21 protein-coding genes, 6 tRNA genes and 1 other RNA gene are annotated in these 23,021 nt (G+C 51.1%); 17 read left to right on the top strand and 11 right to left on the bottom strand.

Annotated elements, in window-relative coordinates; all coding sequences use genetic code 11:
* Positions 1 to 352 precede the first annotated feature (352 nt).
* The gene (gene pgtP / locus AC3ITF_RS06855) at positions 353 to 1,744 is read left to right on the top strand and encodes a phosphoglycerate transporter PgtP (RefSeq protein WP_096756290.1); all 1,392 of its coding nucleotides are present in this window, start codon (positions 353 to 355) and stop codon (positions 1,742 to 1,744) included.
* Positions 1,745 to 1,858: 114 nt separating this feature from the next.
* On the opposite strand, the gene AC3ITF_RS06850 is transcribed toward pgtP, so the two are convergent.
* Positions 1,859 to 2,101 carry a YfdY family protein gene (locus AC3ITF_RS06850; protein WP_115257853.1) on the bottom strand — a complete coding sequence of 81 codons (243 nt, stop codon included), beginning with the start codon at positions 2,099 to 2,101 and terminating at the stop codon, positions 1,859 to 1,861.
* A gap of 439 nt (positions 2,102 to 2,540) precedes the next feature.
* On the opposite strand from AC3ITF_RS06850, the gene lpxP reads away from it, so the two are divergent.
* Positions 2,541 to 3,461, top strand: coding sequence for a kdo(2)-lipid IV(A) palmitoleoyltransferase (gene lpxP / locus AC3ITF_RS06845; RefSeq protein WP_115257852.1), 921 nt, complete (start codon positions 2,541 to 2,543; stop codon positions 3,459 to 3,461).
* 41 nt (positions 3,462 to 3,502) lie between these two features.
* Here the strand turns inward: lpxP and AC3ITF_RS06840 are convergent, their stop codons facing one another.
* Positions 3,503 to 4,117 (bottom strand): lysozyme inhibitor LprI family protein, encoded by a 615-nt coding sequence (locus AC3ITF_RS06840; protein WP_181491132.1) that lies wholly within the window; start codon positions 4,115 to 4,117, stop codon positions 3,503 to 3,505.
* A 342-nt stretch (positions 4,118 to 4,459) separates the two neighbouring features.
* Here AC3ITF_RS06840 and ypdK point away from each other — a divergent pair, with 342 nt between their 5' ends.
* The gene (ypdK, locus tag AC3ITF_RS06835; protein WP_010723117.1) at positions 4,460 to 4,531 is read left to right on the top strand and encodes a membrane protein YpdK; all 72 of its coding nucleotides are present in this window, start codon (positions 4,460 to 4,462) and stop codon (positions 4,529 to 4,531) included.
* Between the two features lie 67 nt (positions 4,532 to 4,598).
* On the opposite strand, the gene alaC is transcribed toward ypdK, so the two are convergent.
* On the bottom strand, positions 4,599 to 5,837 hold the full coding sequence (gene alaC / locus AC3ITF_RS06830; protein WP_115257850.1) for an alanine transaminase: 1,239 nt from the start codon (positions 5,835 to 5,837) through the stop codon (positions 4,599 to 4,601).
* A 387-nt stretch (positions 5,838 to 6,224) separates the two neighbouring features.
* Between alaC and AC3ITF_RS06825 the strand changes: the two genes are divergently transcribed.
* Genes AC3ITF_RS06825 through AC3ITF_RS06815 form a run of 3 tightly spaced genes read left to right on the top strand, consistent with a single transcriptional unit; the run spans position 6,225 to position 9,725 of the window.
* Positions 6,225 to 7,922: a sensor histidine kinase gene (locus AC3ITF_RS06825; protein WP_115259914.1), complete on the top strand. Its 1,698-nt coding sequence runs from the start codon at positions 6,225 to 6,227 to the stop codon at positions 7,920 to 7,922.
* A gap of 14 nt (positions 7,923 to 7,936) precedes the next feature.
* Positions 7,937 to 8,671, top strand: a complete 735-nt coding sequence (gene ypdB, locus AC3ITF_RS06820; protein WP_117343681.1) for a two-component system response regulator YpdB — start codon at positions 7,937 to 7,939, stop codon at positions 8,669 to 8,671.
* Positions 8,672 to 8,705: 34 nt separating this feature from the next.
* Positions 8,706 to 9,725: a hypothetical protein gene (locus AC3ITF_RS06815; protein ID WP_489176254.1), complete on the top strand. Its 1,020-nt coding sequence runs from the start codon at positions 8,706 to 8,708 to the stop codon at positions 9,723 to 9,725.
* 78 nt (positions 9,726 to 9,803) lie between these two features.
* On the opposite strand, the gene glk is transcribed toward AC3ITF_RS06815, so the two are convergent.
* Positions 9,804 to 10,769, bottom strand: coding sequence for a glucokinase (glk, locus tag AC3ITF_RS06810; RefSeq protein WP_096756277.1), 966 nt, complete (start codon positions 10,767 to 10,769; stop codon positions 9,804 to 9,806).
* 204 nt (positions 10,770 to 10,973) lie between these two features.
* On the opposite strand from glk, the gene AC3ITF_RS06805 reads away from it, so the two are divergent.
* Positions 10,974 to 12,209 (top strand): ion channel protein, encoded by a 1,236-nt coding sequence (locus AC3ITF_RS06805; RefSeq protein ID WP_135911655.1) that lies wholly within the window; start codon positions 10,974 to 10,976, stop codon positions 12,207 to 12,209.
* On the opposite strand, the gene AC3ITF_RS06800 is transcribed toward AC3ITF_RS06805, so the two are convergent.
* Positions 12,210 to 13,862, bottom strand: a complete 1,653-nt coding sequence (locus AC3ITF_RS06800; protein WP_489176253.1) for an alpha-keto acid decarboxylase family protein — start codon at positions 13,860 to 13,862, stop codon at positions 12,210 to 12,212. It lies immediately after the preceding gene.
* A gap of 189 nt (positions 13,863 to 14,051) precedes the next feature.
* Here AC3ITF_RS06800 and mgrA point away from each other — a divergent pair, with 189 nt between their 5' ends.
* Positions 14,052 to 15,050: an L-glyceraldehyde 3-phosphate reductase gene (mgrA, locus tag AC3ITF_RS06795; RefSeq protein ID WP_096756274.1), complete on the top strand. Its 999-nt coding sequence runs from the start codon at positions 14,052 to 14,054 to the stop codon at positions 15,048 to 15,050.
* Between the two features lie 128 nt (positions 15,051 to 15,178).
* Positions 15,179 to 15,517, top strand: a complete 339-nt coding sequence (gene ypeC / locus AC3ITF_RS06790; RefSeq protein WP_096756273.1) for a DUF2502 domain-containing protein YpeC — start codon at positions 15,179 to 15,181, stop codon at positions 15,515 to 15,517.
* Positions 15,518 to 15,548: 31 nt separating this feature from the next.
* On the opposite strand, the gene AC3ITF_RS06785 is transcribed toward ypeC, so the two are convergent.
* Positions 15,549 to 16,787, bottom strand: a complete 1,239-nt coding sequence (locus AC3ITF_RS06785) for an Nramp family divalent metal transporter (protein WP_117343677.1) — start codon at positions 16,785 to 16,787, stop codon at positions 15,549 to 15,551.
* Positions 16,784 to 16,858 (bottom strand): hypothetical protein, encoded by a 75-nt coding sequence (locus AC3ITF_RS06780; RefSeq protein WP_420838392.1) that lies wholly within the window; start codon positions 16,856 to 16,858, stop codon positions 16,784 to 16,786. The genes AC3ITF_RS06785 and AC3ITF_RS06780 overlap by 4 nt, the downstream gene beginning before the upstream one ends.
* Positions 16,859 to 17,131: 273 nt before the next feature.
* On the opposite strand from AC3ITF_RS06780, the gene nupC reads away from it, so the two are divergent.
* Positions 17,132 to 18,334, top strand: coding sequence for a nucleoside permease NupC (nupC, locus tag AC3ITF_RS06775; protein WP_115257842.1), 1,203 nt, complete (start codon positions 17,132 to 17,134; stop codon positions 18,332 to 18,334).
* Positions 18,335 to 18,483: 149 nt separating this feature from the next.
* Here nupC and AC3ITF_RS06770 read toward each other — a convergent pair.
* Positions 18,484 to 18,559 (bottom strand) — tRNA-Ala (locus AC3ITF_RS06770).
* 38 nt (positions 18,560 to 18,597) lie between these two features.
* Positions 18,598 to 18,673, bottom strand: a tRNA-Ala gene (locus AC3ITF_RS06765).
* A 221-nt stretch (positions 18,674 to 18,894) separates the two neighbouring features.
* Here AC3ITF_RS06765 and AC3ITF_RS06760 point away from each other — a divergent pair.
* Positions 18,895 to 19,257 carry a YfeC-like transcriptional regulator gene (locus AC3ITF_RS06760; protein ID WP_096756266.1) on the top strand — a complete coding sequence of 121 codons (363 nt, stop codon included), beginning with the start codon at positions 18,895 to 18,897 and terminating at the stop codon, positions 19,255 to 19,257.
* A 1-nt stretch (position 19,258) separates the two neighbouring features.
* Complete coding sequence (locus tag AC3ITF_RS06755) at positions 19,259 to 19,651, top strand: MerR family transcriptional regulator (RefSeq protein ID WP_096756265.1); 393 nt, start codon at positions 19,259 to 19,261, stop codon at positions 19,649 to 19,651.
* A 56-nt stretch (positions 19,652 to 19,707) separates the two neighbouring features.
* Here AC3ITF_RS06755 and gltX read toward each other — a convergent pair whose 3' ends face one another.
* The gene (gltX, locus tag AC3ITF_RS06750; RefSeq protein WP_115257841.1) at positions 19,708 to 21,123 is read right to left on the bottom strand and encodes a glutamate--tRNA ligase; all 1,416 of its coding nucleotides are present in this window, start codon (positions 21,121 to 21,123) and stop codon (positions 19,708 to 19,710) included.
* 258 nt (positions 21,124 to 21,381) lie between these two features.
* Here gltX and AC3ITF_RS06745 point away from each other — a divergent pair.
* The 5 genes from AC3ITF_RS06745 to AC3ITF_RS06725 all read left to right on the top strand — a co-directional run bounded on the left by AC3ITF_RS06745 (position 21,382) and on the right by AC3ITF_RS06725 (position 21,937).
* A tRNA-Val gene (locus AC3ITF_RS06745) sits at positions 21,382 to 21,457 on the top strand.
* 46 nt (positions 21,458 to 21,503) lie between these two features.
* A tRNA-Val gene (locus AC3ITF_RS06740) sits at positions 21,504 to 21,579 on the top strand.
* Positions 21,580 to 21,625: 46 nt separating this feature from the next.
* Positions 21,626 to 21,701: transfer RNA gene (locus tag AC3ITF_RS06735), tRNA-Val, on the top strand.
* Positions 21,702 to 21,705: 4 nt separating this feature from the next.
* A tRNA-Lys gene (locus AC3ITF_RS06730) sits at positions 21,706 to 21,781 on the top strand.
* Between the two features lie 22 nt (positions 21,782 to 21,803).
* Positions 21,804 to 21,937, top strand: a non-coding RNA gene (locus AC3ITF_RS06725) — RtT sRNA.
* 146 nt (positions 21,938 to 22,083) lie between these two features.
* Here the strand turns inward: AC3ITF_RS06725 and AC3ITF_RS06720 are convergent.
* Entirely contained in the window at positions 22,084 to 22,968 is an 885-nt protein-coding gene (locus AC3ITF_RS06720) for a LysR family transcriptional regulator (RefSeq protein WP_146716699.1), read from the bottom strand.
* Positions 22,969 to 23,021: the final 53 nt, after the last annotated feature.

Below are 23,021 nucleotides of genomic sequence, written 5' to 3'. Positions count from 1 at the left end.
AAATACCAACATGTTCGAAAAATAATATTGAGACAAAACTTACCCGTTTACCCCAACTCAGGGGAAAGGTAAGGTGGTTATAAAAATAACCAAGCCGAAAGCGAAAGCATGGGTACAGAATACCTTAAATTACCGATTAAAATTGTTAGTATCCGCACATGCTGGCTATAAATCCCCGCTAAAAATAAAAAACACACACCTCTGTTAATTTAAAAGAGTCAAAATTAGTCATTCTTTGGTTAAGTTGAGTCAATACTGACACATTTCATTGAGTTGAATTCCATCACCGTTTATTTCACCCTGCACAACGAAAACTCCTGATATTCACATCAATATAAATTTAGGTGATGATATGCTTTCAATATTTAAGACAGGACCATCGGCAAATAAAGTCCCGCCGGAGCAAGTCCAGGCGACATATGGTCGATACCGGATGCAGGCGCTACTTAGCGTATTTCTCGGCTATCTTGCGTACTATATTGTACGTAATAACTTCACACTCTCTACGCCGTACCTGAAAGAACATCTGGATCTCAGTGCCACCCAAATTGGTCTGCTCAGCAGTTGCATGTTGATTGCCTACGGGATCAGTAAGGGTATTATGAGCAGCCTGGCCGATAAGGCCAGCCCCAAAGTCTTTATGGCATGCGGTCTGGTCTTGTGCGCCATCGTGAACGTCGGGTTAGGTTTCAGCACCGGATTCTGGATATTTGCCACACTGGTAGTGTTCAACGGCTTATTCCAGGGGATGGGTGTTGGCCCCTCATTTATAACTATTGCCAACTGGTTCCCACGTAAAGAACGTGGACGCGTTGGCGCCTTCTGGAATATCTCGCACAACGTTGGCGGCGGTATTGTCGCCCCGATTGTAGGCACCGCTTTTGCCATTCTGGGTAGCGAACACTGGCAAAGCGCCAGCTATATTGTCCCCGCCTGTATCGCCGTGTTATTTGCCTTTATTGTTCTAATGCTGGGTAAAGGTTCTCCACGTAAAGAAGGTTTACCACCGCTGGAAGAAATGATGCCGGAAGAAAAAGTCGTGCTCAACGCCCGACAGGTCACCCAGGCACCGGAGAATATGAGCGCCTTCCAGATCTTTTGCACCTACGTGCTGCGTAATAAAAATGCCTGGTATGTCTCTCTGGTGGACGTGTTTGTCTATATGGTGCGTTTTGGCATGATCAGCTGGTTGCCGATTTACTTGCTTACCGAAAAACACTTCTCAAAAGAACAAATGAGCGTGGCATTTCTGTTTTTTGAATGGGCGGCCATTCCTTCCACATTGCTGGCCGGTTGGCTTACCGACAAGTTGTTTAAGGGCCGCAGGATGCCGCTGGCAATGATTTGTATGGCGCTGATCTTCGTCTGTCTGATCGGCTACTGGAAAAGTGAATCCCTGGTGATGGTGACCATTTTCGCCGCCATTGTCGGTTGCCTGATTTACGTTCCTCAGTTCCTGGCATCCGTGCAGACCATGGAAATCGTCCCCAGCTTCGCCGTCGGTTCAGCCGTAGGGTTGCGCGGATTTATGAGCTACATTTTTGGTGCATCACTAGGAACCAGCCTGTTTGGTGTGATGGTCGACAAAATGGGCTGGCACGGGGGATTTTACCTACTGATGGGGGGGATCGTCTGCTGCATCGTGTTCTGCTACTTGTCTCACCGCGGCGCGCTGGAGTTGGAACAACAGCGAAAAGATGCCCAGCAAGAGGAAGCGGCTTTAGAGCTTGCTGATGCCCGGTAATCTGTTCCAGGTCGATAAAAAAGTGCCAGCGATGCTGGCACTTCAGGATATGAATATCCTGGATGAAAAAACGTGTGACACTCATTTTGTTATCATCATTAATGACACGTCGATTTAATGCTTCCCGTCACCGACCATAAAGCGGATGATCAGCCCACAGGTCGGAGCCAGAAAAAGAAATATTCCCGTAACCATTTCATCACCATGAGTCAGCCACAGAGTAGTGAAGTAAATTAATGCCGCCAGGATAGCCATGCCGATTAAAGAACTGATTGATGCCAACGCACCCAAAACCTGCCAGATATAGCAACTAACGCACAGAATGCTCAATATGAGAAAGGTCCAGAAATAGAGCATAGCGGTACCTCCTGTCTGCCGTAAAACGTCATGTAAGTCCTTACACTCCTTGAATTTATAGTCTAAGACAATTCCTATACACAGGCAATCCAGGCAACATTTTTGTTACAATAAATACGGCTATGGCGGCGAACCTCGACATTCGATGGACAGTTAACCAGCACAAAAACAACAGGTTATACCCCTGTCCCTATTTCAGTTTCTCTCCCGCATAAACATTTACGCTTATTGAGGATTTATCTCTGGCTGACATTAATCTCTAGGTGGTAAAGTATAAGCCCGATCATTCATGCCCCCCCGTGGTTTTGTCCTGACTAAGTTTTACACTCTTTACAGGAACCATTGTCCTTCATGGTGGCCTAACGATCAGTATCAGAGTGTAACGCTGTCGACAAAGAATCTTCGCGATACATCTTATTAGTATCAACAACAGGTGCTTATGTTCCCCCAATGTAAATTTTCACGCGCGTTTTTGCATCCGCGCTACTGGCTCACATGGTTTGGTGTCGGTGTGCTCTGGCTCTTGGTGCAACTCCCCTACCCCGTATTGTGCTTTTTGGGTACGCGTACCGGAACGCTTGCTCGCCCGTTTTTAAAACGTCGTGAATCTATTGCCCGTAAAAACCTCGAACTGTGCTTCCCGAATCTGCCACAGGCAGAACGAGACAGGCTGGTCGAAGAAAACTTTCGTTCTCTTGGCATGGCGCTGCTTGAAACCGGCATGGCCTGGTTCTGGCCTGACCGTCGCGTGCGTAAATGGTTTGACGTCGAAGGTCTCGACAACCTGAAGCGTGCACAGTCGCAAAACCGCGGCGTGATGGTAGTAGGCGTACACTTTATGTCTCTGGAATTGGGAGGCCGCGTGATGGGGCTTTGCCAACCCATGATGGCAACCTACCGCCCGCATAACAATAAGTTAATGGAGTGGATCCAGACCCGTGGTCGGATGCGCTCAAACAAAGCCATGATCGGCAGAAATAACCTGCGTGGCATTGTCAGCGCCCTGAAAAAAGGGGAAGCCGTATGGTTTGCTCCCGATCAGGACTACGGTCGCAAAGGCAGTTCGTTTGCACCCTTTTTCGCCGTCAAGGACGTCGCGACAACCAATGGTACCTACGTACTGTCACGTTTATCAGGTGCTGCGATGTTGACCGTCACCATGGTGAGAAAAACGGACAATTCTGGCTACCGTCTGTTTATCACGCCGGAGATGGAAGGTTACCCTACTGATGAGGGCCTGGCTGCGGCTTATATGAACAAAATAATTGAAAAAGAGATTATGCGTGCACCCGAGCAGTATCTCTGGATCCATCGTCGTTTCAAAACCCGCCCGATGGGTGAAGCCTCGTTATATACGTAAAAAGAAAGGCCAGATGGCCTTTCTTTTTTTATGCGGCTGAATTACTTAATGCCCCATTTGTTCTGTAGTTCAGTCATCCGTTGACTGTATTCGCGGGAAAGACAGGCAGGCTTATCCTGCTCTTTCCAGCACTCGTTGCGGCCTTTGATCCAACCGCGCTGCTCGGCTTTCAGCGTCGAATCATTGTTTGATTTCACCAACGCCTGCTTGTAGATGCCATTCAGTTTCAAGTCCATTGCGGAAAGTGACGGGCTCTGACAAATAATGTCCTCCATACTTCCCTTGTCGACAGCGGCACAGGAGAAAGACGGGCCAGCATTCACCGATTTTTTCGCTGGTGCATAGCTCTTCTCATCGTCAGGCTGGCAAATCCCGTGCTTACGATTAGGGCCAGTCCAGGAAACGGCCGGGCTACCGTCATCATTACGGGAAATAGAAACGGTATTTTTACCGCTTTTCGCTTCCCAGTAATTTTCGTTGAATGTCTTAACGGTGGCTTTCTCTCCATCAATCCAGACATTACCTTTACCATCACTATTCACACCACCAATACTTGCACAGCTGAAATTCAACGCTTGCGGAGCTGCCGCCATCGACGTCAGTGGGGTAAGAACGAGTGCTAACATCATTAATCTGGTCATTTTTAACCTTTTCATTATCAATTTTTGCGCAAAATTAGCCGCATTATGGGCATGGTGATATGAGAATTCTCTGAGTAATCAGCGCGTCGCTCAGTGGCGATTCATTGCTGAAGGAAATCAAACTGTCGCCGATTCACGACATATGTAAGTTATTAAAATTAAATAAAAAAATGCCTCTTGTCTCGCTTCATTTTTAGGCGTACATTAGCGCCGTCTGGAGCATTACAGCTCAGAATTCTGAGATGATGCAGCGAAACAAACGCGGGGTATTCTCCCTTTCGTTGACGCTGGCGTCAGCTCTCTATCAGGTAAGTGTATGTTCATTTAGGCGTGCTTTAATACGCGGAGTGATGAAAAGTGAAATATTTCTTTATGGGCATTTCATTTATGGTCATCGTTTGGGCCGGTACATTTGCCCTGATGATCTAAATTAAAAGATGCAGCAAAAAACAGGAGCCCTCAGGCTCCTGTTTGCTTTTGTGGGTTAACCGTTTGGTTAATCAGCGCTTTCAGAGGCTGATTTCGTGCTGGAGGGCAGTAAACCATCTGCACGGAACATGGCTTTAATGCCTCGGATCGCCTGGCGAATACGGTCACGGTTCTCAATTAACGCAAAGCGCACGTGGGTATCGCCATAATCACCAAAACCCACCCCCGGTGACACGCAGACCTTCGCGTCATTCAACATTTTTTTAGCAAACTCAAGCGAGCCCATTGCAGCATACTGCTCAGGAATTTTTGCCCAGACATACATCGATGCCTTCGGCATCTCTACCATCCAGCCCGCTTCATGCAGCCCTTTGACCAGCACATCGCGTCGACGCTTATACTGCTCTGCGATATCCCGTACGCACTGCTGATCGCCTTCCAGTGCGGCAATGGCCGCAACCTGCAACGGTGTAAAGGTTCCGTAATCGTGGTAGCTCTTAATCCGCGCCAGCGCATTAACCAGCGTTTTGTTACCCACCATAAAACCAATACGCCATCCCGCCATGTTATAGCTTTTCGACAGCGTAAAGAATTCAACCGCCACATCGCGGGCGCCAGGCACCTGCATGATCGACGGCGCTTTCCAGCCATCGTAGACGATATCGGCATAGGCGAGGTCGTGAACCACCAGCACGTCGTAGCGTTTAGCCAGCGCGACCACTTTCTCAAAGAATTCCAGCTCAACGCACTGCGCGGTAGGATTGGATGGGAAACCTAAGATCATCATCTTTGGTTTCGGGTAGCTTTCACGGATCGCCCGCTCCAGCTCATTAAAGAAGTCGACCCCTTCCACCAGCGGTACAGAACGCACCTGAGCCCCGGCAATTACGGCACCGTAAATATGAATAGGATAACTTGGGTTAGGCACGAGGACCGTGTCACCGTGATCGAGCGTAGCCAGCATCAGATGCGCCAGCCCCTCTTTAGATCCGATGGTCACAATGGCTTCGGATTCAGGGTCGATCTCGACATCATAGCGGTCCTGATACCAGCGGGAAATCGCCCGACGCAGACGCGGAATACCGCGAGAGGTTGAATAACCGTGGGTATCCGGGCGCTGGGCCACGGTACACAGTTTTTCGACAATGTGAGGAGGCGTAGCCCCATCCGGGTTCCCCATGCTGAAATCGATAATATCTTCGCCGCGCCGACGCGCAGCCATCTTCAGTTCAGCAGTGATGTTAAAAACATAAGGGGGAAGACGATCAATACGCGTAAAGCGACGTTCAGGGCGGGAGTCAGCCATAGTATCCTCAGATTCACGTTAGCGCCCGGACCGTCCGAGCGACGCTGCCACGATGGTGGCACGTTTAGAAAATAGCCTGAATAAATTCCTTCTGTCGAGAGGCAACGCAAAATATTTTCTCCTGCTTTAAAAGAGGATCAATAAAAATAAACAGGGAAATAAACATTTTACGCGGCCTGCAAAAATCACCATTCATTAACATATTGAAGTCATAAATTTTACTCTGAAAATCAATCAATCCTGGAAAATTCGGAGAAACACACTTTTCCTTTACAATCCCCTTTTAATTATATGGTTTTTCCTCATTAGCCCGGCGCAATGGGGATGCTGGTCATCCTTGCTCAGGTTACCTATCATAGAGGTTTAATCTATTCGCAAGAGTCACCCGTGCACGAAATATTCAATATGCTGCTGGCGGTCTTTGATCGGGCAGCGCTGATGCTGTTCTGCCTGTTTTTTCTGATTCGTATCCGCTTGTTTCGAGAACTGTTGCACAAGTCAGCCCACTCCCCGAAGGAACTGCTCGCCGTAACGGCCATTTTCTCTATGTTTGCCCTGTTCAGTACCTGGTCCGGAGTACCGGTCGAAGGTTCTCTGGTAAACGTGCGTATTATTGCGGTGATGTCGGGGGGGATCCTGTTCGGCCCGTGGGTTGGCATCATTACCGGCATCATCGCAGGTATCCACCGCTATCTGATCGACATTGGCGGCGTCACCGCCCTGCCGTGCTTTATCACCAGTATTTTGGCGGGCTGTATTGCCGGCTGGATCAACCGTAAAATCCCCAAAGCACAGCACTGGCGTGCCGGTATTTTAGGTGGGATGCTGTGCGAAACGTTGACCATGATTCTGGTGGTCGCCTGGGCCCCCACCACCGAACTGGGACTGGATATTGTCTCAAAAATCGGTATCCCGATGATCCTCGGCAGCGTCTGTATTGGCTTTATTGTGATGCTGGTACAAAGCGTCGAAGGAGAGAAAGAGGCCAGCGCCGCCAAGCAGGCCAAACTGGCACTGGATATTGCCAACAAAACCCTGCCGCTCTTTCGCCATGTCAACAGCGAGTCGTTACGTCAGGTATGCGAAATTATTCGCCATGACATTCACGCAGATGCGGTTGCCATCACCAATACCCAGCACGTTCTGGCCTATGTTGGCGTCGGGGAACTCAACTATCGCAACAACGATGACTTCGTCAGCCCCACTACGCAGGAAGCCATCAATCACGGCAAAATAATAATAAAAAACAATGATGAAGCGCATCGAACGCCGGAAATACACTCCATGCTGGTGATCCCGCTCTGGGAGAAAGGCGTCGTGACCGGCACGCTGAAAATCTACTACTGTCACGCCCATCAGATCACCTCCTCGTTACAGGAAATGGCGATCGGTTTGTCGCAGATTATCTCTACACAGCTTGAGGTTTCCCGTGCAGAGCAACTGCGGGAGATGGCAAATAAGGCAGAGCTACGTGCGCTGCAAAGTAAAATCAATCCCCATTTTCTGTTTAATGCGCTAAACGCTATTTCGTCATCGGTCAGGCTTAACCCAGATACCGCCCGCCAGCTGATTTTTAATTTGTCGCGTTATCTTCGCTATAATATTGAATTGAAAGACGATGAGCAGATCGATATTAAGAAAGAGCTGTATCAAATTAAGGACTACATCGCCATTGAACAGGCTCGCTTTGGCGATAAGCTAACGGTTATTTATGATATTGATGAAGAGGTAAGCTGCTATATTCCCAGCCTGCTGATTCAGCCGCTGGTAGAAAACGCCATCGTTCACGGTATCCAGTCGTGCAAAGGAAAAGGCGTGGTCACTATCAGCGTCGCAGAGTGCGGTAACCGGGTACGCATCGCCGTCAGGGATACCGGTCACGGTATCGATCCAAAAGTCATTGAGCGGGTCGAGTCCAACGAAATGCCGGGCAATAAAATCGGCCTGTTGAACGTGCATCATCGTGTGAAGCTACTCTACGGCGAAGGGCTGCATATCCGCCGCCTGGAACCTGGCACCGAGATTGCGTTTTATGTGCCCAATCAGCACTCCCCCGCTGCCGCACCGGCGACCTTATTGCTTTAACCAGGAGTGAAGTAGTGAAAGTCATCATTGTTGAAGATGAATTCCTGGCCCAACAGGAACTGAGCTGGCTGATAAAAGAACACAGCCAGATGGAGATTGTCGGCACGTTTGACGACGGTCTGGACGTGCTGAAATTTCTGCAGCACAACCGCGTCGACGCCATTTTTCTCGATATTAATATTCCCTCGCTGGACGGCGTATTACTGGCGCAAAACATCAGCCAGTTCGCGCATAAACCCTTTATTGTGTTTATTACTGCATGGAAAGAACACGCTGTTGAGGCGTTTGAACTCGAAGCGTTTGACTACATTCTGAAGCCGTACCAGGAGTCACGGATTGTCGGAATGCTGCAAAAGCTGGAAGCAGCCTGGCAGCAGCAACAAACGGGAACCCCACACATAACCCCCGTCACGCGAGAGAATGACACCATCAATCTGATCAAAGATGAGCGAATCATCGTGACTCCGATCAACGATATCTACTACGCTGAAGCACATGAAAAGATGACGTTTGTCTACACACGACGGGAATCGTACGTCATGCCGATGAACATCAGCGAATTTTGCAGCAAACTGCCGGCTTCACATTTCTTCCGCTGTCACCGTTCGTTCTGCGTGAATCTGAATAAAATCCGTGAAATCGAGCCGTGGTTCAATAACACCTACATTCTGCGGTTAAAAGACCTGGAATTTGAAATCCCGGTTAGTCGAAGTAAAGTGAAAGAGTTTAGGCAGTTAATGCATTTATAACACTTACCCCACAAAGAAAGAGCGCTGAGATTTAATGGCAAAGCTGACGGAAAAATATCAACGTGCATATCAGCGTGAATACGCGAAAGAAGCTGATCAAAATGCCCGGGTATGGATGGATACCGATGATTATTTAGCAGAATGTCTGGATACCCAGACGCAATGCCATAAAGATGCGTCACTGCAAGAGCAGATAAGGCTATGGCTTTTTATGCTGCGCATTAATCACAATCCTGATTTATTAGGATTTAAAACGGCCATCCTCGCCAACGATATGGCATTACTGCATGCTGCGCTGCGTCAGTCAGCCATGATCAAACATACAACACTCGGCGTAGATTCCGGATGCGACCACAGTATAAACATCTGGACGACCCTCGATATTCTTGCTGCCGGCCTGTTTGCCCGCGTACCGCTGCTGTTACCTGAAAAATGGGGTCTCAGTGACAACGGTCACCCTGTTACTATAGCGATTACTAATTTAGTCATGGCGCTGTGGTACAAACGAACTGATTTTGCGGCTGAAGCCAGTAAACGAGCGCAAAAGGTACTGGCGACGAAGCAGGCAGCCAGCGATGTGTGTATCCTCCGTTATCTGATGGCGCTCCTCGAGGAGGATGTGACAGAAGCGGGCGTGCAGCTCGATTTATATTGTAAAAGCGTACCAAAGTTGAGGGACGCGGGTCTTACTAAGCTCAATAAAATGTTCTGGCCATACGCACATGGGTTATACAACCTGGCGAGTGTGGTGTGGGGCAGCGAAAAAGCCAGCACAATGTCAAAACCAGAAGCTGACTGTTTTCTGGATGACCTGGCAGAATGGCAAATTAAGCATAACTACCATCCCGGCGCGCTTTTTTTTGAATATCCTCAGCCAATCGACGTCATTAATACTCTTATTTCGTGTACGCCACCTGAATGCGTTTTGCATCAGCCTTATCTCGAGACAGATAAAAAATACAGAGAAAAAAGATACCTGCACAGCGAAATGTTTGAACAGCAGATGATAGCGATAGTACTGAACGAGATTGCGAGTAAAACTCACGGGACATAATGCGTTACCCTGACGGCGGCAGGCATATTATTTATAGTGTGCCGGATAGGTATTAATAGACACCATCCGGCAGGGATCTTACAGAATATGCCCCAGCGTCTGGCGCAGGTGCGCACCGGAGCCCAGCAGACCAGGGTTATCATGCACAATCAAATACACCGGAATATCCTGTACGTAGGCTTTAAAACGACCTTTATCTTCAAAGCCACCGCGGAAACCCGATGCTTTAAAGAATTCAAGGAAGCGCGGCACAATCCCGCCGGCAATATAAACACCGCCAAAGGTCCCCAGCGTTAACGCCAGATCGCCACCAAAGCGTCCCATAATCACGCAAAACAGCGACAGCGCCCGACGACAGTCAGTGCACGAGTCTGCCAGCGCACGTTCGGTGATATCCTTCGGCTGCAGGTTTTCCGGCAGACGTCCGTCGGATTTGACGATAGCGCGGTACAGGTTCACCAGCCCCGGACCGGACAGCACGCGTTCTGCAGAAACATGGCCAATCTCAGCGCGCAGGACTTCAAGAATAATCGCCTCTTCTTCGCTGTTAGGTGCGAAATCTACGTGACCGCCCTCTCCCGGCAGGCTCACCCAGCGCTTATCGACGTGCACCAGATGCGCTACGCCTAAACCGGTTCCCGCACCGTACACGGCAATCGGTTTACCTTCTACCGGCTCCGTGCCACCAAATTGGATCAAATGCTCTTTTTTCAGCATCGGGATCGCCATCGACACGGCGGTGAAATCATTGATGATTTCCAGATGGCTAAAACCGAGATTCTTTTTCATTTCAGCAATAGAAAACGCCCAGGTATGGTTGGTCATTGCCACCCAGTCGCCGGTAATCGGACAGGCAATCGCAATACACCCGTCTTCGACGCTGACGCTATGCTCATCCAGGTACACGCGAACCACGGCCTCAAGGCTGGGGTAATCCAGTCCTGAATAGGTCTTAGCCTGCGAAATTTCACCGCTGGCAATGTCGCACAGAGCAAGACGCGCGTTGGTGCCGCCAACATCACCTACTAAAGCATATTTTGTCATTCTTCTACTGCTCCGCTAAAGTCAGAATAAATCTTTGCCACACTGTAAATTCATGGGGGCATAACAACAACGGCCTGAAGGCTGATGCCGATAAAATATCGACCCAGATCACAGAATTACTTTATCGTTTCAGCACCATTTGCAGCGATGTCAGCAGGCAGGCTGTGCAAACTATGCTTATGACTCTATTTGAGGGAATAGAAAATGCTCCATCCGCGAGCCAGAACGATGCTGTTGTTATCCACTCCCGCACTGATCATTGGCGTTGCCTCAAGCCTGGTGCTGATCATCGTCATGAAAGTGGCCGCCGTTTTACAGCAATTTTTATGGGAGCGCCTGCCCGCCAGCATCGGCATTGCTCATGACTCTTCGCTGTGGATAATCGGTATGCTCACGTTGACCGGGATACTGGTCGGACTCGTCATCCGCTACAGCCACGGGCATGCGGGACCGGACCCAGCCTGTGAACCGCTAATCGGAATGCCGGTCCCCACGTCAGCACTGCCGGGCCTGCTGGCTGCGCTGATCCTCGGCCTGGCCGGCGGCGTCAGTTTGGGGCCTGAACACCCAATAATGACCGTGAATATCGCGCTGGCGGCGGCGATTGGCGTGCGTCTGTTCCCTCGAATTAATAAGCTGGACTGGACCATTCTCGCCTCTGCGGGCACCATCGGAGCGCTATTTGGTACGCCTGTCGCCGCGGCACTGATATTTTCACAAACGCTGAATGGCTCCAACGATGTGCCGTTATGGGATCGCCTGTTTGCGCCACTGCTGGCTGCTGCTGCCGGTGCACTGACGACTGACCTGTTCTTTCATCCGCATTTTTCATTGCCCATCGCCCAATATACTCAGCTACAGCTGACCGATATTTTTAGCGGCGCGGTGGTTGCCGCCATTGCCATTGCGGCAGGCATGGTGGCGGTGTGGTGTTTACCCCGTTTACATCAGTTGATTCATCGCCTGAAACACCCGGTACTGATTCTCGGCATTGGCGGCTTTCTGCTTGGGATTCTGGGCATTATTGGGGGACCACTTACCCTGTTTAAAGGGCTGGATGAGATGCAGCAAATGGCGTTTAGCCAAACGCTGGGGGCATCAGACTATTTCATGCTCGCGGTGATCAAACTGGCGGCGTTAGTGGTTGCTGCCGCCAGTGGTTTTCGTGGAGGACGTATTTTCCCGGCGGTATTCGTTGGCGTGGCACTGGGATTGATGCTGCATGCCCATGTCGAAGCGGTTCCGGCAGCAATCACCGTCTCCTGCGCCATTCTGGGGCTGGTGCTGGTTGTCACCCGCGACGCCTGGCTAAGCCTGTTTATGGCGGCAGTAGTGGTCCCCGACGCCACCCTGCTGCCGCTGCTGTGTATCGTCATGCTTCCCGCCTGGCTGCTGTTGGCAGGCAAACCGATGATGATCGCCAACCGCCCCGATCAATAACTATCCCCCGTTACGGGCTTCCAGCGCACGGGTCACCGTGCGCAGAAGCTCAGGCAGATCGGCTTTCGGCAGCATCACTTCAATTAACGAAAGCCGCTGCGGGCGCGCCAGCCGGGCCAGAACTTCCTCCAGCTGTACAGCCTGCGTCACGCGCCAGCACTCCGCCTGACACTCGCGGCTCAGCGCCTGTGGCACCTGCGTCCAGTTCCATCCGGCAATGTCGTTATAACGCTGGTTTGCCCCGTGAATAGCCCGCTCCACGGTATAGCCGTCATTATTGAGCAGCAAAATAACCGGCGTTTGTCCGTCTCTGAGCATCGTACCCAATTCCTGAATGGTAAGCTGGGCAGCGCCATCGCCAATTATCAGGATCACCCGCCGATCCGGGTATGCCGTTTGCGCTCCCAGTGCGGCGGGTAAGGAATAACCAATCGATCCCCACAGCGGCTGTACCAGTACTTCCGCCCCGGAAGGTAACGAAAGCGTAGCGGCACCAAATGCCGCGGTCCCCTGATCGACGAGGATAATGTCGTCAGCTGCCAGGTATTGCTGCACCGTGTACCAGAAATTTTCCTGTGTCAGCGGCCCCTGTTCAACCTGACGTCGCCCGACAGGCGGGCGTTCTGGCGGCAGAGAAAACGACAGCTCCAGGCACAGCTCCCGTAGCGTGGTAACCGCCTGCTCCATCGGGATGTTAAACCACTGGCTTCCCACACGTGAAGCATGCGGTTGAACCTCAATCGTGCGCTCCTGCGGCAAGCATTGCGTAAAACCGGCGGTTAGCGTGTCGACAAAACAGGTACCCACGCAAATAACGGTGTCGACATCTTCTATCGCCCGGCGCACATATTCACTGCTGGCCCCCGCGCTGTAGGTGCCAACAAACGCAGGATGACGTTCATCAAAAAGCCCTTTACCCATTAACAATGTGGCATGAGCCATCGGCGTTTCTGCCATCCAGCGCTGCAAAACAGGTTGCAAACCAAAGCGCTGCGCAAGAAAATCCGCCAGCAACGCCACGCGCGAGCTGTCCAACAAGCGCTCACGGGCCTGATAGCGAAACGCCGCAACGACGCTACTTTCCGATTCACTCAGAGGAATAATCAGTCTGTCCTGTGGGGGCGTGGCGGGCTGTTTGGCGACATCGGCAGGCAACATCAGATACCCTGGCCGACGTTCGGTTAACATGACCCGTAGCACACGGTCAATTTCATAGCAGGCGTTTTGGGCATCAAGCACCGCGCTGGCCGCCGTTACCGCTTGATGCATGCGATAAAAATGCAGAAAATCGCCGTCGCCCAGGGTGTGATGCATCAGCTCCCCACGCCGCTGAGCGCTGCTGCACGGCGCACCCACTATCTGCAGCACGGGTACATATTCTGCGTAACTGCCTGCGATTCCATTAATGGCGCTTAACTCCCCAACGCCAAAGGTGGTGAGAAGCGCCCCTGCCCCGGCGACCCGGGCATAGCCATCCGCAGCATAAGCCGCATTTAATTCGTTTGCGCAGCCAACCCAACGCACGTCGGGGTGGTCAATCACGTGGTCAAGAAACTGCAAATTATAATCGCCCGGCACACCAAAAAGATGGCCAACACCACACCCTGCCAGTCTGTCCAGCAGGTAATCAGCAACGGAATACGCGGTTTGCATGACAGCTATCCTTCTGACGGTAACCTCATGTTGAGTATCGAAGAACTGTGATGACTGTCCAGAAAACACGACGTGGAGGGGTGGAAAGCAGGATTTACAGTTTTGCCGGTGAAATACCATTGAAGAATCGACCGTGTAACCGTATACACTAAAACATATACGTCATCTTGCTATCAGGAAGGGGTCTACATGGTTTATCACGCGGATGAAAATCGCTATCAGACAATGGAGTACCGCCGCTGCGGTCAGAGCGGACTCAAGCTACCGGTTATCTCTCTGGGCTTATGGCACAATTTTGGCGACACCACGCAGGTAGAAAACAGCCGAAGCCTGCTACAGCGCGCGTTCGATCTGGGGATCACCCATTTTGATCTCGCCAATAACTACGGCCCACCGCCGGGCTCTGCCGAGCGAAATTTTGGCCGTATTTTGCAGGAAGATTTTTTACCGTGGCGGGACGAACTCATTATTTCCACCAAGGCGGGCTACACCATGTGGGATGGCCCCTACGGCGACTGGGGTTCGCGTAAATACCTGATTGCCAGCCTCGACCAGAGCCTGAAACGTATGGGTCTGGAGTACGTGGATATCTTCTACCACCATCGTCCCGATCCCGAAACGCCGCTCACAGAAACCATGAAGGCGCTGGATCACATTGTTCGCCAGGGAAAAGCGCTGTATGTCGGGCTGTCTAACTATCCCGCCGACCTTGCCAGACAGGCGATTGAGATCCTCGACGACTTAGGTACCCCGTGCCTGATTCATCAGCCGAAATATTCCATGTTTGAACGTTGGGTTGAAGGGGGATTGTTGTCACTGTTGCAGGAAAAAGGCGTGGGCAGTATCGCTTTCTCTCCGCTGGCGGGCGGGCAGTTAACCGACCGTTACCTGAACGGGATCCCGGCGGATTCTCGTGCGGCAAGCGGTAGCCGTTTTCTCAACCCGGATCAGATAACGCCAGAGAAACTGGAAAAAGTCCGCCAGCTGAACGCAATGGCTGAGCGTCGGGGACAAAAGCTCTCCCAAATGGCCCTGGCCTGGGTGTTGCGAGAAGACAAAGTCACCTCAGTGTTGATTGGTGCCAGTAAAACAGCGCAAATTGAAGATGCTGTTGGCATGCTGGCAAACCGTCATTTGTCTGCAGAAGAATGCGCGGAGATTGACGCCATCCTGAATTGTTTGAAATAAAGACACATTTATTAACAAAAAGTGCTCTCTTTCATGATTTAAGAGTTCAGGCGATTAAACGGGGCTTTACTGCCCCGTAATATTGCATTAACAGGCCGGCTACGGCTCGATCGTGAAGGAGAGAAAAAATGTTCAGGTCACTGATTCTGGCTGCAGCCTTATTGGCTTTCACGCCGCTGGCCGCAAACGCTGGTGAAATCACCCTGCTGCCATCAATAAAATTGCAAATTGGCGATCGCGATAATTATGGTAACTACTGGGACGGCGGCCACTGGCGCGACCGGGGTTACTGGCACAATAATTATGAATGGCGCAAAAATCGCTGGTGGCGTCATGATAACGGTAATCATCGTGGCTGGGATAAGCGCAAAGCGTACGAGCGCGGTTACCGTGAAGGCTGGAACGATCGCGATGACCATCGCGGTCGCGGCAAAGGCCACGGACGTGGTCATGGCCACCATCATTAATGTAACAAAAGAGCCTGCGGGCTCTTTTTGCTTACAACCCGAGCGCAGTGCCTACCAGCAGCCAGAGATTTAGCGCCACCACCAGTACCACAATCATCCAGCCAACATATTTAACCCAGACGGTGTTAACTAAATCCCCCATTAACGTACCGTTACTGGTGAATATCAGGAGTGGTACCAGCGCCAGCGCGATACCGAAACTCAGCAACACCTGGCTCATGACCAGAATACGGGTGGGATCCAGTCCCATCAGAATGACGATGAATGACGGCATCATAGTAACCGTACGACGAACCCACAGCGGGATATGAAAACGGATAAACCCCTGCATCACAACCTGTCCGGCCAGCGTGCCGACAACCGTTGAAGAAAGCCCCGCCGCCACCAGGCTGAGACCAAATACCGTCGCCGCCGCATGACTCAACAACGGTTCCAGCGTCAGATAAGCCTGATCGAGATCGGTAATGCCGGTATGACCGCTGAAGTGAAAGGCTGCGGCAGCAGTAGCCATCATTGCCAGATTGACAAACCCGGCAATGGTCATGGCGATAGCCACATCCCACTTAGTTGCCGCGTAGCGCTGTTGCCGTGTCCCGCCATGCAGATGCTGGGTTAAAGAGGAGTGCAAGTAAATGACGTGCGGCATAATGGTCGCGCCGAGTACGCCGGCTGCCAGAAAGACCGCCTCAGAGTTCGGCAGACTGGGAATGATCATGCCCTTACTCAGCTGCGCCAGATTCGGCTGCGAGAAGATCAGTTCGACAATATATGCCGCGGCCACAAACAACAGTAATCCACCAATTACTTTTTCCAGTGGTTTTTGCCCGCGACGTTGCAGCATCAGGATTAAAAATGTGGCGATACCGGTCAGCACCGCCCCCTGTAACAGCGAAACGCCGAGGATCAGCTTAAAGCCAATCGCGGCACCGATAAATTCAGCAAGATCGGTCGCCATGGCAATGATTTCAGCCTGCACCCAGTAAAACCACACCACCGGACGTGGGTAGTGATCGCGAATTTGCTCGGCGAGGTTTTTTCCAGTAGCAATCCCCAGCTTGGCCGACAATACCTGAATCAGCATTGCCATCAGGTTGGCCCAGACGACGACCCACAGCAGTTTATAGCCAAAGCTAGCCCCTGCCTGGATGTTGGTGGCAAAGTTACCGGGGTCGATATACCCGATAGCCGCGATGAATGCAGGTCCCATTAACGCAAGTTTCAGCTTGCGTGCTGCCCGTCCACTGCTTGTCTCAACGCGATCGTTCGTCATTTTCGTGCCTCAAAAACATAGCCTTTGCTATGTTTCAAACTACGCCAGTTGAGAATGATTATCAAATTCATTTTGATGGATAAAAATGATTTCTTTGATAGCGTTGGTCTATAAATAGATCAGGGAACTGGAAACGCAGATGAGATGTTTAATTAATGTTATGAGATTAGCACAATGACATAACTTTTCACTTCCATACTAAACATCACGGAAGTGTATTACCGATCACTAATTTTGAATCTCGTCACAGGTCCTTATTATAGTGTGTGTTTGATCTCGTTTTCTTTGGTGTTGTTGCATAGAATGTGCACGGAAATTAAACCTGCCTCATGTTTGGAGCAAATATGGACCGCGTTCTTCATTTTGTCCTGGCCCTTGCCGTGGTTGCGGTACTCGCACTGCTGGTAAGCAGTGACCGTAAACAAATTCGCATTCGTTATGTTATTCAATTACTTGTTATCGAAGTGTTACTGGCGTGGTTCTTCCTGAATTCTGATGTCGGGCTGGGCTTCGTGAAAGGCTTCTCGGAGATGTTTGAAAAACTGCTCGGTTTTGCTAATGAAGGGACAAACTTTGTCTTCGGCAGCATGAACGATAAAGGTCTGGCATTCTTCTTCTTGAAAGTACTGTGCCCAATCGTCTTCATTTCCGCCCTGATCGGTATTCTGCAGCATATCCGCGTTCTGCCTATTATCATCCGCGCAATTGGATTTTTGTTATCCAAAGTCAACGGTATGGGCAAGCTGGAGTCCTTCAACGCCGTCAGCTCGCTGATCCTGGGTCAGTCTGAAAACTTTATTGCCTATAAAGATATTCTGGGCAAGATGTCACGCAACCGCATGTACACCATGGCAGCGACGGCAATGTCCACCGTTTCCATGTCCATCGTCGGCGCGTACATGACCATGCTGGAACCAAAATACGTTGTTGCTGCATTGGTTCTGAACATGTTCAGCACCTTTATTGTACTGTCGCTGATCAACCCTTACCGCGTGGATGCCAGCGAAGAAAATATTCAGATGTCTAACCTGCATGAAGGACAGAGCTTCTTCGAAATGCTGGGTGAGTACATTCTGGCAGGCTTCAAGGTCGCGATTATCGTGGCAGCAATGCTGATCGGTTTCATCGCGCTGATTGCCGCGCTGAACGCCTTGTTTGCCACCGTCACCGGCTGGTTTGGCTACAGCATCTCCTTCCAGGGCATCCTGGGCTACATCTTCTACCCGGTTGCGTGGGTGATGGGTGTACCGTCCAGCGAAGCGCTGCAGGTGGGCAGTATCATGGCGACTAAACTGGTTTCCAACGAATTCGTGGCCATGATGGACCTGCAGAAAATCGCGTCTACGCTCTCTCCACGCGCGGAAGGTATTCTGTCTGTGTTCCTGGTCTCCTTCGCTAACTTCTCTTCCATCGGTATCATCGCAGGCGCAATCAAAGGTCTGAACGAAGAGCAAGGCAACGTGGTATCCCGCTTTGGTCTGAAGCTGGTATACGGCTCTACGCTGGTGAGCGTACTGTCCGCATCCATCGCAGCACTGGTGCTGTAAGACAGTAGCATCGCAATCGTAGTGACTCGGCCGGGGAGATTCTCCCCGGTTTTTTTATGTCCGTCATTTGGTGATCTGATAGAGGAAGCAGAGGGTCGTGCAGGAAGTAGAAACAAAAAACCCCCGCTTTTCAGCGAGGGTCTTAATTTTGGTGGAGCTAAGCGGGATCGAACCGCTGACCTCCTGCATGCCATGCAGGCGCTCTCCCAGCTGAGCTATAGCCCCACGATGCCTTTACGTACCAAATTTAGTGGGATTAAATTTGGTGGAGCTAAGCGGGATCGAACCGCTGACCTCTTGCATGCCATGCAAGCGCTCTCCCAGCTGAGCTATAGCCCCGTCACGTAAAGCTTGTCGAGTTGACGGGCGGCATAATATGAATTCCCTTCGCGCGTGTCAACGGCAAAATTAACTCACTGAATTCAATCGCTGAAAAAGCAGGCAAATGAAGAACATTGCGCAACAACTCGCATTCAGTAGTTAAACGCGTCACGGTTTCTAGTAAAATGGTGCTATAAACTGAACCACTAATTAACCCCACGACTACTCAGGGAATCGTTATGTTCAAGGAACGGATGACGCCAGAAGAACTTGCTAATCTGACCGGTTACAGCCGGCAGACCATTAATAAATGGGTGCGCAAGGAAGGCTGGGCTACGTCACCAAAACCGGGCGTTCAGGGCGGAAAAGCTCGTCTGGTTCACGTCAACGAACAAGTTCGCGAATACATTCGCAGTGCAGAGCGTTCAGCTGAAGGTTTATCAGACAACTTATCTTTAGCTGGCGACTCTTCTATTGAAACACTGCTGATCACCCTCGCGAAAGAAATGACGCCAGCAGAACAGAAAATGTTTACGTCATTGATCCTGCGTGAAGGCATTACCGGTTTGTTACAACGCTTAGGGATCCGCGACAGCAAATAATATGAAAAAATTACGCAGCAAAATGACCACCGAAGAGCTGGCTGAATGTCTCGGAGTCGCGAAACAAACGGTCAATCGTTGGATCAGAGAACAAAACTGGAAAACCGAAAAGTTTCCCGGTGTGAAGGGCGGTCGCGCAAGGCTTATTCATATTGATGCCGGCGTGCGGGAATTTATTCTCAATATCCCAGCTTTTCGCAAAATCCCGGAGTTTTATCAGGCTGAAGAACCCGTTGCAGAATACACGCACGTTGTCCGTAGCCACGCCTGTCGCCAGATAATCAGCGCGTTGGATAACATGTCACCAGCGGAACAAGAAAAACTGGCGCTGTTTCTTTCGCGCGAAGGTATCCGTAGTTTTCTCACCCGTCTGGGCATTGATGAATCCGAATAAATGCCAAAAAAAACGGCAGGATCTGCGCCTGCCGTTTTGTTGTCTCTCTGACTGTCTTACTGCTGCTTTTCACGCTCAGCAATAAACGCCAGCGCTTTGTTAATACGTTCAACGCTGCGGGATTTACCAATCGCATGCACCGTAACGTCTAATCCTGGAGACTGGCCTGCACCGGTAACCGCAACGCGCAGCGGCATACCGACTTTACCCATCCCCACTTCCAGCTCATCAGCGGTAGACTGAATGGCGTGATGTACGTTTTCAGCGGTCCATTCGGTGATGGCAGCAATTTTATCACGCACCACTTCCAGCGGCTGACGCGCAACCGGGCGCAGGTGTTTCTTCGCAGCATCCGCATCGAACTCAGCAAAGTCTTCATAGAAGTAGCGGCAGCTCTGCGCCATCTCTTTCAGGGTTTTGCAGCGCTCGCCCAGCAGTTTTACCAGCTCGGACAATTGCGGACCCACGCGGGTATCGATATTTTCCTGCTCAATGTGCCACTGCAGATGCGTTGCCACATATTCAGGTGCCAGAGTGTTAATGTAGTGATGGTTCAGCCACTGCAGTTTTTCGGTATTGAATGCGCTCGCCGATTTGCTTACCGCACCAAGAGAGAACAGCTTGATCATCTCTTCGCGGGTGAAGATTTCCTGATCGCCGCTGGACCAGCCCAGACGCACCAGATAGTTCAGCAGCGCTTCCGGCAGGTAACCATCGTCGCGATACTGCATCACGCTGACCGCACCGTGACGTTTGGACAGTTTTTTACCGTCGTCGCCGTTGATCATCGACACGTGCGCGTAAACCGGCACCGGCGCGTTCAGCGCCTTCAGGATGTTGATCTGACGCGGGGTGTTGTTGATATGGTCTTCACCACGAATAACGTGGGTAATTTCCATATCCCAGTCATCAACAACCACACAGAAGTTATAGGTTGGAGAACCGTCGGTACGGCGGATGATCAGATCGTCGAGTTCCTGGTTGCTGAATTCGATCGGCCCACGGATCTGGTCGTCAAAAATAACGGAACCGTCCTGCGGGTTGGCAAAACGCACCACGCAAGGTTCGTCATCGGCGTGATGTTCGTGGCCGTGGCGGCAGCGACCGTCATAACGTGGCTTCTCACCTTTCGCCATCTGATCTTCACGCAGCTGTTCCAGACGCTCTTTGGAGCAATAGCATTTATACGCTGTACCCGCTTCCAGCATCTCATCAATAACGGCGTTGTAGCGATCAAAACGTTTGGTCTGGAAGTACGGACCTTCATCCCACTCCAGATTCAGCCAGTTCATGCCATCCATAATGGCTTCGATAGCTTCCGGCGTGGAGCGTTCGAGATCGGTGTCTTCAATACGCAGCACAAACTCACCGCTATGGTTACGTGCAAAAAGCCAGGAATAAAGAGCAGTACGCGCACCGCCGACGTGCAGATAACCTGTCGGGCTAGGCGCGAAGCGAGTTTTGATTTTCATGAAATGGCCTTACGTTTATAAAGATGCCGACAACCGGCAAATCCTGGGAAGATTATCAGGCCCGTATTCTATCACCGTGGTCTGATTCCTCAATGTTGTTCAGGTTGGAACATCACGCTTTGCCATTTTCGTATACAAATCATGCCGCATGGACTGTTTTGCGATCGTTTTGTTTAAATTTACGACGAACGAACAATTTCTTTAGAAAATGCGTTGACTCATTTTCAACTCTCCCTATAATGCGACTCCACACAGCGGGGGTGATTAGCTCAGCTGGGAGAGCACCTCCCTTACAAGGAGGGGGTCGGCGGTTCGAACCCGTCATCACCCACCAACTACTTTATGTAGTCTCCGCCGTGTAGAACAGAAAATTGAGAAGTGGGTGATTAGCTCAGCTGGGAGAGCACCTCCCTTACAAGGAGGGGGTCGGCGGTTCGATCCCGTCATCACCCACCACTTTCTCGCCAGCTGGATTTTCTGTCATAATATGAAGTACCGAAGTGGGTGATTAGCTCAGCTGGGAGAGCACCTCCCTTACAAGGAGGGGGTCGGCGGTTCGATCCCGTCATCACCCACCACTTCGGGGCGTTAGCTCAGTTGGTAGAGCAGTTGACTTTTAATCAATTGGTCGCAGGTTCGAATCCTGCACGCCCCACCAATGTAAAAAGGTGCCCTAAAGGCGCCTTTTTGCTATGCACGGAATTCAAAGATTCGAACCTGCAGCAGGTTCGGGTCGAACGCAGTGAGACAACGGAGCCGTTCACGGCGACGGCCCGAAGGGCGAGCGAAGCGAGTCATCCTGCACGCCCCACCAATGTAAAAAGGCGCCCTAAAGGCGCCTTTTTGCTATGCGTAGAATTTAACAATTCAGCCATTCTCTGCCTGATGCGCTGCGCTTATCAGGCCTACGGTCTACGTCGTTGTAGGCCGGATAAGACGTCAGTCGCCATCCGGCACACATCACATCGTCAATGCCCCAACCAGTTTCTCCAGCGCAGGTGTTGCCTGCTGTTGGTCATACACAATATATAAATCAGCAGGAATGCGTTCTTCCAGCGGGCGGAATACCACGCCAGGCCAGTTCATCTGCGCATAACTATCTGCAATTAACGTAATACCAATCCCCATACTGATCATCGCCAGCACCGTTTGTGGCTCCCTCACCTCACGAATAATCATCGGTGAAAATCCGGCGCTCTGGCACACACGCTGCAAAAATGCCCAGTCAGTATGAATGGAAGGCATCGTGACAAAATATTCATTACGCAGCGCTTCCAGCGGCACGGTGTCACGAGCGCTCAGCGGATGTTCTTCCGGCATCGCCACCAGAAATGAAGACTCATGCAAGCGCAGGCTGGTAAATCCGGGTGAGGGTGCTGTCGCCATCCGCCAAATCCCCGCATCCAGCTCACGCCGCTCCAGCAGCGTCATCTGCATTGCCGGCATGTTTTCGCGAAACAGAACCTCAACGTTCGGGTTCTCTTTCAAAAATCGCCGCATCACCGGGCGCATTTTTCCCCACATCGCCGTGCCTATTACGCCCAGTTCGACTCGCCCTGCCTCACCGCGGCCAATCTGCTCCACGCGTGCCAGCGCCTGGTTAGCGCTGGATAACAGGCGGCGTGACTCTTCCATCAGGATTTTTCCGGCGTGGGTTAAGGTCACGCTACGGGAATGCCGGATAAACAACAGTGTGCCGAGCTGCTGCTCCAGCTCTTTGATGTGAATACTTAGCGGGGGTTGTGACATATTCAGGCGGGCAGCCGCACGTCCAAAATGCAGTTCTTCTGCGACTGCCAGAAAATAACGCAGTAACTTCAGATCGATACGATGCGTGCGTTCCATGAGTAATGCGCTCCAGCGGAGAAGGATAATGCGCAAAGTTACCACATTGCATC

Source organism: Citrobacter sp. KH_055_1 (genome assembly GCF_057838705.1).
The sequence above is the reverse complement of the archived record's forward strand: the minus strand, read 5'-3'. Positions and strand labels throughout refer to the sequence as shown.